15 protein-coding genes are annotated in these 15516 nt (G+C 41.4%); 5 read left to right on the forward strand and 10 right to left on the reverse strand.

Annotation, left to right across the window (positions count from 1 at the left end; genetic code table 11):
* Positions 1–15 precede the first annotated feature (15 nt).
* Positions 16–1470 carry an HDOD domain-containing protein gene (locus ACJAT7_RS07345; protein ID WP_415226148.1) on the reverse strand — a complete coding sequence of 485 codons (1455 nt, stop codon included), beginning with the start codon at positions 1468–1470 and terminating at the stop codon, positions 16–18.
* A gap of 105 nt (positions 1471–1575) precedes the next feature.
* Positions 1576–2196 (reverse strand): ribonuclease T, encoded by a 621-nt coding sequence (rnt, locus tag ACJAT7_RS07350; RefSeq protein ID WP_415226149.1) that lies wholly within the window; start codon positions 2194–2196, stop codon positions 1576–1578.
* Positions 2197–2325: 129 nt separating this feature from the next.
* Between rnt and ACJAT7_RS07355 the strand changes: the two genes are divergently transcribed.
* Positions 2326–3195, forward strand: a complete 870-nt coding sequence (locus tag ACJAT7_RS07355) for a flagellar protein MotY (protein ID WP_415226150.1) — start codon at positions 2326–2328, stop codon at positions 3193–3195.
* Between the two features lie 50 nt (positions 3196–3245).
* Here the strand turns inward: ACJAT7_RS07355 and ACJAT7_RS07360 are convergent, their stop codons facing one another.
* The 8 genes from ACJAT7_RS07360 to ACJAT7_RS07395 form a co-directional block, all read right to left on the reverse strand.
* Positions 3246–3578, reverse strand: coding sequence for a YajD family HNH nuclease (locus ACJAT7_RS07360; protein ID WP_415226151.1), 333 nt, complete (start codon positions 3576–3578; stop codon positions 3246–3248).
* Between the two features lie 255 nt (positions 3579–3833).
* Positions 3834–5021, reverse strand: a complete 1188-nt coding sequence (locus tag ACJAT7_RS07365; protein WP_415226152.1) for a tetratricopeptide repeat protein — start codon at positions 5019–5021, stop codon at positions 3834–3836.
* Complete coding sequence (locus ACJAT7_RS07370; RefSeq protein ID WP_415226153.1) at positions 5018–5629, reverse strand: energy transducer TonB; 612 nt, start codon at positions 5627–5629, stop codon at positions 5018–5020. Before ACJAT7_RS07370 ends, ACJAT7_RS07365 begins: the two co-directional genes overlap by 4 nt.
* Before the next feature lie 48 nt (positions 5630–5677).
* Positions 5678–6082, reverse strand: a complete 405-nt coding sequence (locus tag ACJAT7_RS07375; protein WP_415226154.1) for an ExbD/TolR family protein — start codon at positions 6080–6082, stop codon at positions 5678–5680.
* A gap of 13 nt (positions 6083–6095) precedes the next feature.
* A complete protein-coding gene (locus ACJAT7_RS07380; RefSeq protein WP_415226155.1) occupies positions 6096–6647 on the reverse strand; it encodes a MotA/TolQ/ExbB proton channel family protein in 552 nt (183 codons plus the stop codon).
* 1 nt (position 6648) lies between these two features.
* A complete protein-coding gene (locus ACJAT7_RS07385) occupies positions 6649–8034 on the reverse strand; it encodes a MotA/TolQ/ExbB proton channel family protein (RefSeq protein WP_415226156.1) in 1386 nt (461 codons plus the stop codon).
* Entirely contained in the window at positions 8031–8807 is a 777-nt protein-coding gene (locus tag ACJAT7_RS07390) for a DUF3450 domain-containing protein (RefSeq protein WP_415226157.1), read from the reverse strand. Before ACJAT7_RS07390 ends, ACJAT7_RS07385 begins: the two co-directional genes overlap by 4 nt.
* Before the next feature lie 285 nt (positions 8808–9092).
* Positions 9093–10934: an ABC transporter ATP-binding protein gene (locus ACJAT7_RS07395; RefSeq protein ID WP_415226158.1), complete on the reverse strand. Its 1842-nt coding sequence runs from the start codon at positions 10932–10934 to the stop codon at positions 9093–9095.
* Between the two features lie 235 nt (positions 10935–11169).
* Here ACJAT7_RS07395 and ACJAT7_RS07400 point away from each other — a divergent pair, with 235 nt between their 5' ends.
* From ACJAT7_RS07400 to ACJAT7_RS07415, 4 genes are all read left to right on the forward strand, one after another.
* Positions 11170–13308 carry a TonB-dependent siderophore receptor gene (locus ACJAT7_RS07400; protein ID WP_415226159.1) on the forward strand — a complete coding sequence of 713 codons (2139 nt, stop codon included), beginning with the start codon at positions 11170–11172 and terminating at the stop codon, positions 13306–13308.
* A 69-nt stretch (positions 13309–13377) separates the two neighbouring features.
* Positions 13378–14148 (forward strand): ABC transporter ATP-binding protein, encoded by a 771-nt coding sequence (locus tag ACJAT7_RS07405; protein ID WP_415226160.1) that lies wholly within the window; start codon positions 13378–13380, stop codon positions 14146–14148.
* A 39-nt stretch (positions 14149–14187) separates the two neighbouring features.
* On the forward strand, positions 14188–15102 hold the full coding sequence (locus tag ACJAT7_RS07410) for an iron-siderophore ABC transporter substrate-binding protein (protein ID WP_415226161.1): 915 nt from the start codon (positions 14188–14190) through the stop codon (positions 15100–15102).
* A gap of 52 nt (positions 15103–15154) precedes the next feature.
* Positions 15155–15516 (forward strand): iron chelate uptake ABC transporter family permease subunit (locus ACJAT7_RS07415; RefSeq protein ID WP_415226162.1); only part of this gene is annotated, 362 nt, incomplete at its 3' end.

The raw sequence follows: 15516 nt of genomic DNA on the forward strand, positions 1-15516 counted from the left end.
TAATGTAATAAAACTTTAACGACGAGTGATCAAACTTAGACACATATTAAGGTGATCAATCATAAAACTAAACTGCGAAAAATTATCGTCACTGATCTTTTTTGATCGATCAAAATTTTGCGCACTGACCACACCTATCATTTTATCTTCAATTTTAACGGGGGCAAAACAGATAGCCCCTTTACCGACTAATTTTTCTATTTCAACTGTGACATAATTTCGCCATTTTAGATCGAAAATATCATTCACAAGTACGGGGTTATCAACGTCTAAAGCATGGCTAACAAGATTCATACTTTCATTTATTGTAATTGAACGGCGACAAGTTTCAGTCTGCCCATTTCCGTCGTATGTTGCTCTGGATTCCACTTTACTTTTATTACCGCTTAACATCCAAAATGCACAGCGATCAAAACCATTAATGGGCCCGGCCTGCTCCAATGCAAAAACCAAGAACTCGTTAATATTAGTGCTTTTTCTCGTCAACATTGTTAATTTTTTCAGGGCGGATAACATCGCTTTTTCTGGTGATATCGGTGCTAATGTTGATTTTTCTAATTGATCAGTAAAGTCTGTATCTTGAGGTAATAGTTTAATGTGTCTTTCTAATATTGAAGCACCGTATGAACTCAGTAACTCAATCGCTAAGTTTCTCGTTTCTTCAATTCGCTTTTTTAAATGGTTAACATCAACTTTCATGATTTTACTGATCTCATTTAAGATCCGATCAAAATCACTTTTTTTTGCAGAAGGAGAAGCAATCGCAGCGCTGAGTTGATTTGCCAAGCTAATGGTCCGCATCTCAACCGTCCGACTTTCAGGTTGATCTAAGGATTTAATCAATAATTCACCTAAATGCCATGTTTTAGCCAAACCTATGCTGAGATCTTTAAATTTAATCCCCGTCACTGAATTGCAATATTGCTGAAATTCATCGGCAGGTAAACCCACCTCTTTAATTAATTGCTCTGCCATATCACTGCTGCTACTCCAAAAAGAAGTTTCTCCAATATGGTATAACATAGCAGCGAGGTAGACCTCTTCTTTCGTATCATCACTATAATCAGGGACCATCATCTTTGCTAATAACCCCGCATAAAAAGCATTTGCCATTAAGATGGTCAAACGGTTATAAACTTCTGGCCCCAGATTCTTGCTTTGTAATAATCCATCCAATATTTTTGATGTTAAACAGATATTCTTAACCGATTGAATACCCAATACAATTGAAGCACGAGAAACCGTGGTCACTTTTCTATATGAAACACGGTTACAGTTATTGACAACTTTTAATACGCAGGAGGAAAGCGCTTGATCATGTAAAATTGCTTTGCTCAATTGAGGAATTGAAGAAACATCATCATTGGCAAATTTATCAAGCATCCCCGCTACCGATGTGATCGCAGGCAACTCTTTTTTAGCAAGAATATCTATCCATTGTACTAGTGGTCGTTTTGCATTTTCTCGCATTAAAAATCATCCTAATCGACAGCAGAGGGAGCTAACTACGTTAACTGAGTATATACAAAACCACTTGCCAATGCAGCCCAAGATATCTCTATTGTTACAGCGCAGCTAGGAAGAGAGCGGCCAGCCTCCCAATGCCTTCCATTTATTAACCATATAAAAAAACAGCTGGGCCGTTACTTCGGTATCATATAATGCGGAATGCGCTTCACTATTATTATATGGGATTTTTGCTTGTTCACAGGCCTTAGCAAGTACTGTTTGCCCTAACGTCAATCCGGCCATAGTTGCAGTATCAAAGCTAGCGAAAGGATGAAATGGAACACGTTTTAAATTACAACGTAAACTCGCCTGATTAATAAAACCTTGATCAAATGAGGCATTATGTGCAACCAAAATAGCGCGGTTACATTTATTGTTTTTTTGATGCTTACGTACTAACTTGAATATTTCAGTTAATGCATCTCGCTCGTCAATAGCGCCACGCAATGGATTGAAGGGATCAATCCCAGTAAACGCTAACGCCTTAGGATCTAAATTTGCCCCCTCAAAAGGCTGCACATGAAAATGAATTTTCTCTGCGCAATAGAGGTAACCTTGCTCATCCATCGCAGGAAAGATTGCTGCAATTTCTAATATTGCATCTGTTTGGGAATTCAGACCGGAGGTTTCGATATCAATAATAACAGGGTAATAGCCACGAAAACGCGCGACCAATAAATTTTCCATAGTTTACTCAAAGCTCAAAAAAAGAAGTACAATTATGCCAGAAAGAGAGGTAAACAGTATAAATTTAGCTAAAGAAATCTACAACGTTGCCGATATTTGTATAGACGTCTTAATATAACGAGCCGAATTATGAAAAAAATAATATTGACCACCCTGCTGCTCTACTTTAATTGTTCTTATGCAGCCAATAAAAGCTACTCTGCAACCATGGATAATTCACTCTGGTACATATCCAGTGCAACCCCTATTCAGTGTACCCTGGAGCACCCTATTCCGCGTTACGGTCAAGCCTATTTTGAAGCAAGAGCCAATAAGAAGATAAATCTCGACTTTAAATTACACAGTAAACAGGCAATGCCTAAAACAGGTATGGTGACATTAAAATCAGTTCCACCAAAATGGCGTCCCGGGAATAGTGCAGAAAAAATAGATACGGTTAAATTCCACCAGCAGTTCGATGGTTATGTTACTCGTCAAAGTGCCTGGCGCATGCTTAATGAATTAGAGTCAGGTCAATACCCTACCTTTTATTTTGAAGATTGGTATAACAAGAATCAGATAACCAGTGTTGGCCTTTCATCGGTAAACTTCAATAAAAGTTACAATGAGTTTAATAACTGCATTGACAATTTACTGCCCTATAATTTTGATGATATAGCCTACAGCATACTTAAATATAATAAAAACGGCATAAACCTAACCCCATTTTCAAAAAAACGTCTGAAAATGATTGGGGATTATATTAAGTATGATGAACATATTAGTATTATTCTAGTTTCAGGATATTCCGACAGTTACGGTGGGCGTCATCACAATCAACAATTATCCGAGCAACGTGCAACCGCAGTAAAAGATTATCTTGCACAGTTAGGCTTAGATAATGAAAAAATTCAAGTGGCAGGATATGGGGAAAGATACCATGTTGCAGATAACAGAGATGTATTAGGGCGAATGCAAAATCGCCGTGTAGTTATCTCCATTAAACGTGAGGAAATTTAACGATATGCCCAAACTACTGCAAAGGGTAAGTTTGGGAACTTCGTTTTAAACTATTTTTTCATTTTTCCCAGCAAATCTGCAAATGGGTTATAGGTAGCAGTTGCCTGTACATCATCACCCGCAGTTACCGTACTACCGTACAAATCTGCTTGCGTATATTTATCATGCTCATGATCATGACAATAGATACATAACAGTTCCCAGTTGCTGCCATCAGCCGGATTATTACTATGGTCATGGTCCATATGGTGAACTGTTAACTCTTTTAAATTAGAATACAAAAATTCACGTGCGCACTTTCCACAAACCCATGGAAAAAGTTTTAATGCTTTATCACGATAATCACTTTCTAAACTTCTATAATTGCTTGGAATATAAGCCATATGGATCTTCTTTTACTAAGGAAAAATAGTCAGTTTAACTTGAACCACTTTCACAGTGAACCCATAAACACGAAAATAGTGTCACAAGTGAGACTAGCCTTTGTTAAAATAACGAATTTTTTCAAACAAGTCATTTAAAATATGCAGATTCAACGCCTTGCCAGTGAAATTAAATAACGCCCCTTAAATCCATGTTAGCCTGCAAAATACTAGCAATCGGTGTATCACAATATCTCTATCTTATCTGTAATCAGATTAATCGTGGTTCTCATGTTTGCCAGCCCTCAACGTCCCTAAATATTCCAACCAACTTTTGCTGTTTGCACTCGGATTTATTTCATGCGCTTGCGCCGCTGCAGCATACGCCAGAGAAATATTGCCTAAGCGATAATAGGCTTGAACTTGGGCTAAGTAATGTTTGCTTTCTTTTTTCTTTATCAATGACAACAGATCAAGTCCTTGTTGATAGTATTTCTGTTGAATCAAAATCTGTATATGCTGCCAACGATATTTAGAATCGATTTTTGCAGCCTGCGCCCATGCTTGCGTTGCATTATTCCAATTATGTGCCATTTGCCAATATTGGGCTTGAGAGGATTTAAGCTGTGCATCACTATCTATATCTTTAAGTGTTTGATAGTGCTGCGCGGCTTTTTCTGGAATACCTTGCTGAGCATATAATTGCGCCAGCGTTTTTATCTCTTGTTGGCTAAGTAAAAATCCCATGCGTTGATACTGCTGTAAAATGACCAATGCCTGCTTAGCATGTTTAGCTTTTAGATTTAAACTCACCAGCTGCTGCCACCATCGAGCAGACTCAGGTTGCAGCGCGCGCAGCTGCTCAGTGCTTTTTAGAGCAGCTGACCAACGCAGTAGCGCTATTTCAGCCGCTAGCCTAAGTTGTAAATTGGCCGTTGTCACCCTGTCCGTGTAACTGTGGTTTTTCTCTAGCGCACTGATAACAGAGATCCAATCACTATTTTGATAATGTGCTTGCGCTAATCGCTGCCATAATAGCGCTAACTTTTCAGCCTCATTACTAGGCATCGATTCGAGATGCTCAATCACTTGCCGATAATTCTTAATTGCTTGCTGATACTTATTTTGAGTGAGTTGAATATCCGCCAACATTCGCATCGTATCAAACTGCAGTTCTCCTGTTAAATGTTGTGAATTGGTCGCCAATTGCAGTGATAATAACGCTTTATTAACTTGCTCATTTTGCCAGTAAAATCCCCCAAGAACGCGCTCAACATAAGCCTTGTCATAGTTACGCTTTGCAGTAAGTGACTCTAAAAATGCAATGGCCTCCTGTAACTTGTCATCTTGTTGTAACTGATAGGCATGACTCACTCCGCTCGCCACAGACGGAGTAAGTGCCACTGCAGAGCAAGTCAATGCGCAAATAGGGAGAAAAATAGCAAATAAATAACGGCAGATCATGGCTGGATCCTAAATTCTAATTTGACCCTTTGCTCATCTTGCAACCCAGCATCGCCAATACGGGGGGAATATTTCCAACGCTTAAGCGCCCTTGCCGCCTCGCGATCAAATATGCCGTTTGGACTTGACTCCATGACTTTGATCCCTTGTGGTTTACCTTGCTGATCGACGCTAAATGCCATGATCACATAACCTTCTATTTTCCTTTGAAGAGCATGTTGCGGATAACGAGGTTCAACTCGATACAAGGGCATCTGTTGCTGCTCACGCCCGATGATGCTCTGTTGTGGTGGCGCAAGATTGATGGCGACGAGTGAATTATCCATACTTATATCGGGAAAATTTGGCATAGCCAGCGACAGTTGCTCAATAGCCGAGTTAGCGGAGAGGGGCTCAGGAGAGGGAGCTGCCAGTGCTTTTTTAGGAGGTTCAGGTAGTGCACGATTGCGCCGTTGTATTACTTGTTGTTTCTCGACCATGGTCATATCAAAACGGAGAATAGAGCCAGCCTCTGGTTTGGGCGGATTGCCGACCATTGAAACCATAAAAACAAAGATAGCAGCGCTTATAAAAACAGCTAAGGGTAATACGCACAGTAAACGTTTCATGTTTTATTCAACTTAGAGCCAGTAAATAGAGCCAGTAATGTTTCAATATTATTTTTGTTCAGTTGCCAGCGCTATTTTACTGATACCCGCCCCTTTTGCCGCATCCATAACCTCTATAACCGTGCCATTAAATGCATGAGCATCGGCCTGTATCACCAAAGAGGCTTGCGGCTGTTCCAGCAATAAATTCTCTAAGGCCGCTTGCACTCGCTCTGCATCGACCCTGCGTTTATCAATATAAATTTCATTCTTATCCGTCACTGCGATAAATATTCCCGCATCTTTTTGACTGTGTGCATGACTTGCTTTTGGTCGGTTCACTTCAATGCCAGATTCACTCACAAATGAGCTCGTCACAATAAAAAATATAAGCATAATAAAGACGATATCAAGCATTGATGTCATATCTATATGCGCTTCCTCTGGTACTTTTCTGCTCGTGCCTAATCTCATATTAAATCCACTTTTATTTGCTTCTCATTAGACGTTTAAGATGTAATTCACGCACCTCAATTAACTTGGCAATTCGGGAATGCATAAACATTCCCACCAGCGCGGCCACCATACCAACCATCGTTGGTAGTGTTGCCATTGATATTCCAGTGGCCATCAACCGAGGTTGTGCAGTTCCTTGCGTGGCAAGTACATCAAAAACTGAGATCATGCCGGTCACTGTGCCCAATAAACCAATCATTGGACACAATGCCACCGACAATTTCATCAGATTAAGATAGCGGTGCAACGCTAATCGTGCCAGCGAGAACCAAGCGTCGCGCTGGGAGCGAGCAAACCAGGAGTGCTGGTCGCCTCTTGCTTGCCACTTATTAACCCAGATTATTTGATGTTTGGGAAAGACCCAAAATAGATACACGAGTCGCTCCAGCGCCAATACCCAGAATATAACCAGCAGTAATGCCAGCACCCAAAGAACCGGACCACCGCTGCCCATAAAGGCGGCCAATGCGTTTACCCAATTGAGTTCACCCAGGTAGGTTTTAAGCAATGACAGACTATACATATTAAGCAGCCTTCGATATCATAATAGGGATAGATTCAGCGCGTTCAGCCACTAACCCAACGCCTTGTTTTTCTATAAGACTGCGTACATTTTCAGCTTGCGTACTCAGTACGTTGTGCAGCAATAACAAGGGCATGGCAGTGATCAAACCAAGCACAGTGGTCATTAATGCCATAGAAATCCCCCCGGCCATAACGCGCGGATCAGCATTTCCAAACTGAGTAATAGTTTGGAACGTGTCAATCATGCCAGTGACCGTGCCAAGTAACCCTAACATTGGCGCCAAAGCAGCAAGCAGCTTTAACATAGACAGACCGCGCTCAAGATGCTGCTGTTCATCCATAACCGCTTCAAGCAGACGCAGTTCGAGCGCATCTATATTTGCACGATTATCATCCTTATAAACACGCAATACTCGTCCAAGTGGATTGTTGGCGTTTGCGTGTTCTGGTGTTTTGAGCTGATCTTTGATTTGAGCTTCGATGCGTAACAAAATACTGCCTCGATAGGTACCAATCACCAAACCCAACGCTAAGATAGCAATAATTATCTTGCCAACAATACCCGCTTGATCAATACGTTGATACCATGTTGGCGTGTTGCCTAATTGCGCCATCAATTTTCCGCGCGAGGGATCAATAGCGAATACACCCATATTATTAATGGTTGAGATAGTCGGACTTGACTGAGGTTGGACCGGATACGCGAACGCTTGCTGAGTACTCGCCTGCCAATTGAGATAGCCGTTATCATCAACAATACCCATACTGCCTAGCCGCATAACTTGCTTGTCTGACATAACGCCCGTGCCATCAACATATTGCACAGCCACATTGCTTAATTGGCCGCTGCTTTTAATTTGATTACTCAGTGCAGTCCACAGTCCGGTAAGTTGTTCGGTAGAGGGTAACGTGCGCGCGGCAACGATACTGGCAACGATTTCACTGTCTTTATCCGCGCCAATAACCGACACACTACTGGAAAATTCTTGTTGCAGATCTTTTGCCACCTGACGGACAACGCCAAACAGTTCGCCAAGACTGCCCGCCGCCAGATGCAACTCCTGTGTTTTTCTCGTCAGCAATTGCTCATTTTTTTTAAAATGCACACTGAGCTGATCGTTTAGCTGCTGTAGTTCTGTTACTTGTGTATCTAACGCTATTTTTTTCGCAAGAAGTTGTTTCTCACTAAGTCTAAATTCAGCAACTCTTTGTCGATTATGTTTAGCCTCCGTACGTTTTACATCTAAGGTTGTTTTTACTAATTGATCAGTAAGTATTTTTTCATTGGATTCGGGCGTTTGCGCCGCAGCGGAAAAACAAGCGAATAACAAGCAGAGAAGCAGCACAGGTGCAAATAACTCTTTTACTTTTATCAAGCAGGTCATTTTACAATCTCCTGATTGAGTGATAACGGCAACACTAAAAGACTCGCAGCGGCTTGTTGATTGGCGACAGCAAAAGCCTTTTTGATATCAATTCCTATCTCTTTATCTACTGCTTGCCATTGCTTATTTTGTACATTCCAGGTCCAAAAGAGTTGTTGATCTAGGCTGCGAGCAACAAACGCCACACGTCCAAGATACAGTAGCTCGACATTACGAGCACCACTATCACTATTAATTGTGCCGTTATAACTACCCAGTTTTACACCATAATCAAGTTCTATTTGATAGGCTTCCAAAATTCGGCGATACTTTTCAGCATCGCTAATATTGGCCTCTTTGATCATTGTTTTTAGCTTTTGAATACGCTCACGACGACTCTTTATACGGATAGGTTTGTCATTTTCCACCCACCCGGCTAAGCCGTCTAACATGGCATACATCAGCGGAATAATACCTTTCTTAGTTTCTTCAATATCAAGCAGTTGCTGATCAATATCCTGCAGCTCTTGCTGTTGATTGCTGACCATATCTTGCAAGTGTTTTTGATAAACTTGCAGATTCGATAATTCAGACTCCAGCGCTTCTATTGCAGTGGCTAAATGCAGGGCATTATCACTGCTTTTATCTATTTTTTTTTGCGTTGTACCGGCCTGCTCTAGGATATCTATTTCCGTAGAGTGAGCGTTGAGCAATGAATTCGAGCTGGCTGTAAATGACAAAAAATTGCAACTGACTGCGACGACTAAAATAAAAGTGATCTTGTTTAACGACATGAAAATTAACCTATCAAATACAAATGAGAGTGATTACCATTCGCAACAAAATAGCATGTTTGCTTTACAAAAAAATTGCGCGAGATCAATTTATTCTCAGTTTAGCAAAATAACAGCGGGGTATGATTAAGAAAGGCTGCAATGCAAGCACAGGTTATTTCTCAAGCATCGCGGAACGCCAATGAGAAATAATGAAATTTGAATTGAAGCGCTCTCTTAGTTCTAAAATGAATGATAAATAACCATATATTTGCAAGTGAAATTAGAAATCACAATAAATAGAGTTTAGTCATTATCATCAGATCCAATAAAACCACCGGTTTGATGGGCCCAAAGTTGCGCGTATATTCCTTTTTGCAGGATCAGATCCTGATGAGATCCTTGTTCAATGATTTGTCCATTATCAATGACAATCAAACGGTCCATTGCAGCAATAGTCGACAATCTATGGGCAATCGCAATAACTGTTTTGTCCTGCATCAATTCAGATAAACTCTCTTGAATGGCAGCTTCAACCTCAGAATCCAATGCCGAGGTTGCCTCATCCATCACTAATATCGGCGCATTTTTTAATAAGACGCGTGCAATAGCTACGCGCTGACGTTGACCGCCGGATAATTTAACGCCTCGCTCGCCAACTTGTGCGTCGTAACCAAGATTACCAAATGTGTCACTTAGGCCCTCAATGAATTCATGTGCGTGAGCCTGTTTCGTCGCAAACAGCAATTCTTGCTCAGTGGCATCAGGCCGTCCATACAGAATGTTTTCTCGAATACTGCGATGTAACAGCGAAGTATCTTGAGTTATCATCCCTATCTTGCCGCGTAATGAATCTTGCTGTACGTGAGAAATATTTTGTCCATCGATACAAATTTGACCGTTTTGTAAATCATAAAAGCGCATTAATAGATTCACCAGCGTAGATTTACCGGCACCAGAGCGCCCGACTAAGCCCACCTTCTCACCCGCTTTAATAGAGAGATTGAATGATTCAATGATAGATTTTCCTGCCGCACCGTAATTAAAATTGACGTTAGTAAACTCAATCGTCCCTAGGGTAACGCGCAGTTCAGGAGAATTAGGCGCATCGCAGATAGCAACCGGCCTGGATAAAGTTGCCATGCCATCGATGACTGTACCGATGTTTTCAAATAATGCGCTTATTTCCCACATCACCCACTTAGACATGCCTTGAACTCGCAGAGCAACACTAATCGCAACAGTAATAACCCCGACAGTTACCGCTGTGTCCATCCATAACAGGATAGAAAGCGTTGCCGTGGCAAATAACAGCAAATAATTGATCAGATCGACACTGAGTGTAAAACAAGTCGCTAAACGCATTTGCGCATAAACCGTTTGCAAAAAGCCCTGCATCCCCTTTTCTGCATATTCTGTTTCACGCTTGCTATGTGAGAATAATTTAACCGTATTGATGTTTGTATAGCTATCAACGATGCGTCCAGTCATAGTTGAACGTGCATCCGCTTGCTTTGTCGCTATTTTTTTCATTCGTGGTACAAAATAAAACTGAATTACGATATAGATACATAACCACACTAAGAGCGGGATCATTAAAATAATATCTGAACTGCCCATCATGACGATCATCGCCGTAAAATAGACGCTGATATACACCAATACATCGACCAATTTCATCATGGTTTCACGTACAGCGATTGATGTTTGCATTACTTTTGTTGCAATACGACCCGCGAAATCATCTTGATAGAATGACACGCTTTGACGCAATAAGTGGCGATGAGTAAGCCAACGGATTGACATCGGATAGTTGCCTAATAAGGATTGATGCATCAGCATGGAGTGAGTGAATGCTAAAATAGGAATAATGACAATCACTAATACGGCCATAGCGATCAGCACACCACTTTCTTCTGCCCAGAAGGTTTCAGGCGTATGGCGAGAAAGCATGTCGACCAGTTTTCCCAAAAACCCAAGTAACAACACTTCAACAATGGCGACCAATCCACTTAAAACCGACATCGCCAATAAGGGTAATTTAAAACCTTTGGAATAATGCAAACAGAAAGCGACCAGTGTGTCAGGTGGCTGCTGTGGTGTTTCTTTGGGAAATGGCTGGGTCAAACTTTCAAAAAATTTATACATAAAAAAGGGCTCCAATCGACGCAAAAATGAGGGTGGAAATAGGCTTGCTGAATCAACAAAAATCACAAGTCGCAATGGTAATGATAATCAATCAGATTTACAATCTAAACTTGATGTAGATCATTTAAATGGCAAATCGATTTTAAAAATAATAAATATAGCTTTCAATTCAAATATATAATCAATAATATAGATGATAATGATTACCGTCCGCATTTAATAAAGAGTATCTATTATGTCAACCACAGCACATCATCTGATCAGCGCCGAGCTAAAGCACTGTTCCTATTTACCTAAAATGGCTTTCTGCATACCTTTTAGCCTGAGCCTTATTGCACTGGCTATGCCCTCTTTTACTTTTGCAGAAGAAGCAGCCGACACAAAAAAAATTGATACCCTTATTGTCACCGCCTCTGCGCTTAAATTAGCAACACCTTTGCCTGAATCTACACGCAGTGTCTCGGTTATTGACACACAGCAGCTTGAAATTCAACAACCCAGTAAACTTGATGAAGCAGTTCGATATCAAGCGGGTGTGGTATCTCAACCCTATGGCTCTGACAACGATAACGACTGGTTTAAAATCCGCGGGTTTAACGCCGCAACCTATTTAGATGGCAATCGTCTATACAACACGGGTTACTACAATTGGATAGTGGAGCCGTATGGTTTAGAGCGTATTGAAATATTGAAAGGACCGGCAGCTATTTTATATGGCGAAGCACCCGCCGGCGGTGTGGTGAATGCACTATCAAAAAAACCTAATTATAACGAAAGTGGTAATATCCAGCTTCAAGTAGGCACGCGCGGTCTAAAACAACTGGGTATTGATGTAAACAGATTGGTTGATGATGAAGGAGATATTCGTTTGCGCTTTGTTGGTACTATGAGTGAACGTGATGGGATGCTTAACGACAGCTATAATCAAGGTTATTATTTAGCGCCCAGCCTAGCGATTGATCTTAACTCCGATACAAAATTTACTATTTTAGCGTCCGTTAAACGCAGTGATGGTGTTCCTACCAACGGTTTTTTCCCCGCTTACGGCACCTTGATTGAGACAGCAGAAGGTCAAATTGATCCCAGCAGCAATCTCGGTGAGCCCGATTATGATACCAATGAAAGTGATCAGTATTCTATCGCCTATGAGTTAGATCACTATTTTGATGATACATGGACTTTCAAACAGAAAGCACGTTACGCGCAAACCGATTTATTATTACGCAGTACCTATGTGTTTCCAAACTCGACCAGTGCAGATTTATTTCGAGGTTTAGTCTATCGAGATGGTACCACCAAGAGCTTTACACTGGATAACCAAGTCATCGCAGAATGGCGCGCTGCCCGCAGTGAAAATACATTGTTAATAGGGGTTGAATTACAGCGCTTTAATAATAAAAGTAAAGAACTTGATGACTATGGAACACTGACTGGCGGAATCAGTGCATTTAATCCCGTTTATGGTAATTATACTGCGGTAGATTCAAGTATCCTCCCTAGTGTGGAAATCAACAAAAGTCAATTAGGCTTGTATGCACAGCAACAAGTGAAACTTGATGATAAATGGATAATGAAGCTTGGAGGACGCTACGATTGGGTTGATTTAGAAAATGAAAATAAGCCAGTAACAGGCTCTTCTACTCAGGAAAAAAGCAATGAATCACACTTTTCCCTAAATGCCGGCGTAATGTACCTAAGTGATAACGGTCTTTCACCTTATGCCAGTTATTCCGAATCGTTTGAAATGATCGCTTCGATTGATCCGGCAACGGGCTCAACCTATAAACCTCTCGTAGGTAAGCAAACTGAAATCGGAGTAAAATATGAACCCAGTTTTGTCAATGGTTACATAAACTTAGCATTGTTTTCTATCAGTCAAAATAATGCGCTCGTCACAAATCCCGCTAACTATGTTCAAACTCAAACGGGTAAGCTCACCTCCCAAGGTTTAGAACTCGATTTGCTTACTAATCTTACACAGGCTTTATTACTGCGTGCGAACTACACATTTACAGATGCCCGCACCGATGAGACTTATGGCAATGGTACAAAACAACAAGCAGGGATCATCCCCCGTCACATGGCATCCTCATGGTTAGAATTTGATTTTACAGATAACGGCATCCCAGGTTTTATTGTCGGAGCAGGCGCCCGCTTTAATGGTGAAAGTGTAGATAACCCAGCAAGCAGTGATTTAAAGGTGCCGAGTTACACTTTGTTTGATGCGATGGCCCGTTATGACATTAATAAGCAATGGCGCGCGCAAGTTAATGTGACCAACTTAACTGACAAAGAGTTTATAGCCAGCTGCGATTATTATTGCTACTACGGCGAAGGTATGAGTGCAGTAGCAACGATAAATTACACTTGGTAGTTTATAACCTGATAGTGAATGATGCTTGCTCGTTATTCACTTCATTCATATTATCAATGGGTTACAGGTATGTTTGAGCTAGAAAAAATTACAATACAGCACGATAATAGACATATTTTAACGGTGGAAAAGCTCTCTATTCCAAGTGATGGATTCACTGTGATACTCGGCCATAACGGCAGTGGTAAGTCTACATTAGTGAATTTATTGTCAGGTCAAATGCAAGCCGATTCAGGTTCAGTGACGCTCAATGGCAGCGATATTAGACTTCTCTCTGCGCAGCAATTAGCCAGAAAAATCGCTTTCTTACCGCAAAAATTGCCGGATGTAGCAGGGCTCACAGTACAAGAGTTGGTAAAGTTAGGTCGTTTCCCTTGGCTTGGTGTATTTGGCCGCTGGCAAAGCAATGACCAACAAATTATTCACCGCGCGATGCAAAAAACCGGGGTGCTTCAGTATGCCGATAACTTTGCCGATAAACTCTCAGGTGGTGAGCGGCAACGCGCATGGGTGGCGATGTTACTTGCGCAACAGTCTCCGGTGTTAATTCTTGATGAACCCACCTCTGCGCTGGATATTCACCATCAGTACCATTTAATGAATTTATTAAAAGAACTGAATCAGCAAAAAGACTGCGGGATCCTTGTCATCTTGCATGATCTTAATTTAGCGCTGCGTTATGCCACCCATATAGTGGCGCTAAAACAAGGCAAAATTGCGTTCACGGGGGAGACCGCGCTTTTGCTTGATGAGCAGCGGCTATCGGCTTTATACCAAACAGAGATCAAATTAATTGCTCACCCAACGCAAGCTTGGCAAAAAATTGCAGTGGTTAAATAGCCACTGCAAAAAAGAGATCCGACTGATAGAGATAATAATATGAGTACTTTCCCTTATTCTTGGCTGATGCTTTGCAGCCTACTTTTCAGTGCCACAAGCCAAGCAAATATCAGAGTAAAAGATAGCCTAGGTGAGCACGTTTTAGCACAAACGCCAACCCGCATTGTGGCGTTAAACTGGGATCTCGCAGAGCAGCTGCTAGAGCTTGGTGTAACGCCTCTTGCAGTGGCAAATATCAAAGATTATCAGACCTGGGTTGTAAAACCTGCGATTCCAGATGCGGTGCAGGATGTGGGGACTCGAACAGAGCCAAACCTTGAAAAACTTGCCAGCCTTAAACCGGATTTAATTTTAATTGCTTCGCCACAAAAGGATCTTATGGTTCGCCTACAAACGATTGCACCCGTTCTTTATTATGAAACCTACAATGCAGATCAAGACAGCGCAGCAGCAGCAATCGAAAATTTTAAAAATATTGCGGGTGTGGTCGGCAAATCAACACGTGCAGAGCAAAAACTAAATGACATGAAAGAACGTTTTAGGGAATTGAAACAACAGCTGAATGACGCCTATAACGGTCACTTGCCAAGTGTAGTTGCGATACGTTTTGCTAGCCAAACCACCATTTACCTTTACACAAACCAATCCACCACAGCCTATGCCATAAAGCAACTCGGGCTCACAGTTGAGCGTCCGCAAGCTGCAAAAAAATGGGGAATAGTGCAAAAACGCCTAACCGAACTGCAATATGTCAGTAAGGGTTATGTCATCTATTTTGATGCCATTGATCAGCAAAATAAACTAGACAAATCTATGTTATGGAAAGCGCTGCCTTTTGTTCGTAATGGCCACGTTAATCAAGCACAACCGGTTTGGAATTACGGCGGTGCCATGTCTATTCAATACATTGCAGAATCGATCACGCAAAGTTTATTGGAAATAAAACCTCAATAAAACTTATTCCCTATGTTGCAAATTCTATTCATCATCCACTTATGAAACCAATATGACATTAACCCGATTAAAATTAGCATTACTTTTTTCTGCACTGATAATAACTGCCCTTGCAGATATTCAGATAGGCACACCACTTACCTTGCTGCAACAGTGGTCATTAGTTTACGCAATTGAACCACAAGCATTCGTTGAATTTAATTTCGTTTACGCACAGTTACCGCGCTTAATCATGGCCGTTATTATCGGAGCAATGTTAGGTTTAGTCGGCTCTTTAATGCAGCAACTGACACAAAACCCCTTAACGTCTCCACTCACACTCGGCACGTCTTCAGGGGCTTGGTTAGCACTGATTATCGCCAATGTATGGTTTCCCTCTATCGCCGCCGATCACATGGCATTGGCCGCCATGAC

Origin of the sequence: Psychromonas sp. (assembly GCF_047632995.1) — a bacterium.
Lineage (GTDB): Bacteria > Pseudomonadota > Gammaproteobacteria > Enterobacterales > Psychromonadaceae > Psychromonas.

What these genes read in the sequence shown, in the direction of transcription:
- ACJAT7_RS07345 (WP_415226148.1), bottom strand. Translation starts at nt 1,470, where the DNA reads ATGCGAGAAAATGCAAAACGACCACTAGTACAATGGATAGATATTCTT.
- rnt (WP_415226149.1), bottom strand. Translation starts at nt 2,196, where the DNA reads ATGGAAAATTTATTGGTCGCGCGTTTTCGTGGCTATTACCCTGTTATT.
- ACJAT7_RS07355 (WP_415226150.1), top strand. Translation starts at nt 2,326, where the DNA reads ATGAAAAAAATAATATTGACCACCCTGCTGCTCTACTTTAATTGTTCT.
- ACJAT7_RS07360 (WP_415226151.1), bottom strand. Translation starts at nt 3,578, where the DNA reads ATGGCTTATATTCCAAGCAATTATAGAAGTTTAGAAAGTGATTATCGT.
- ACJAT7_RS07365 (WP_415226152.1), bottom strand. Translation starts at nt 5,021, where the DNA reads ATGATCTGCCGTTATTTATTTGCTATTTTTCTCCCTATTTGCGCATTG.
- ACJAT7_RS07370 (WP_415226153.1), bottom strand. Translation starts at nt 5,629, where the DNA reads ATGAAACGTTTACTGTGCGTATTACCCTTAGCTGTTTTTATAAGCGCT.
- ACJAT7_RS07375 (WP_415226154.1), bottom strand. Translation starts at nt 6,082, where the DNA reads ATGAGATTAGGCACGAGCAGAAAAGTACCAGAGGAAGCGCATATAGAT.
- ACJAT7_RS07380 (WP_415226155.1), bottom strand. Translation starts at nt 6,647, where the DNA reads ATGTATAGTCTGTCATTGCTTAAAACCTACCTGGGTGAACTCAATTGG.
- ACJAT7_RS07385 (WP_415226156.1), bottom strand. Translation starts at nt 8,034, where the DNA reads ATGACCTGCTTGATAAAAGTAAAAGAGTTATTTGCACCTGTGCTGCTT.
- ACJAT7_RS07390 (WP_415226157.1), bottom strand. Translation starts at nt 8,807, where the DNA reads ATGTCGTTAAACAAGATCACTTTTATTTTAGTCGTCGCAGTCAGTTGC.
- ACJAT7_RS07395 (WP_415226158.1), bottom strand. Translation starts at nt 10,934, where the DNA reads ATGTATAAATTTTTTGAAAGTTTGACCCAGCCATTTCCCAAAGAAACA.
- ACJAT7_RS07400 (WP_415226159.1), top strand. Translation starts at nt 11,170, where the DNA reads ATGTCAACCACAGCACATCATCTGATCAGCGCCGAGCTAAAGCACTGT.
- ACJAT7_RS07405 (WP_415226160.1), top strand. Translation starts at nt 13,378, where the DNA reads ATGTTTGAGCTAGAAAAAATTACAATACAGCACGATAATAGACATATT.
- ACJAT7_RS07410 (WP_415226161.1), top strand. Translation starts at nt 14,188, where the DNA reads ATGAGTACTTTCCCTTATTCTTGGCTGATGCTTTGCAGCCTACTTTTC.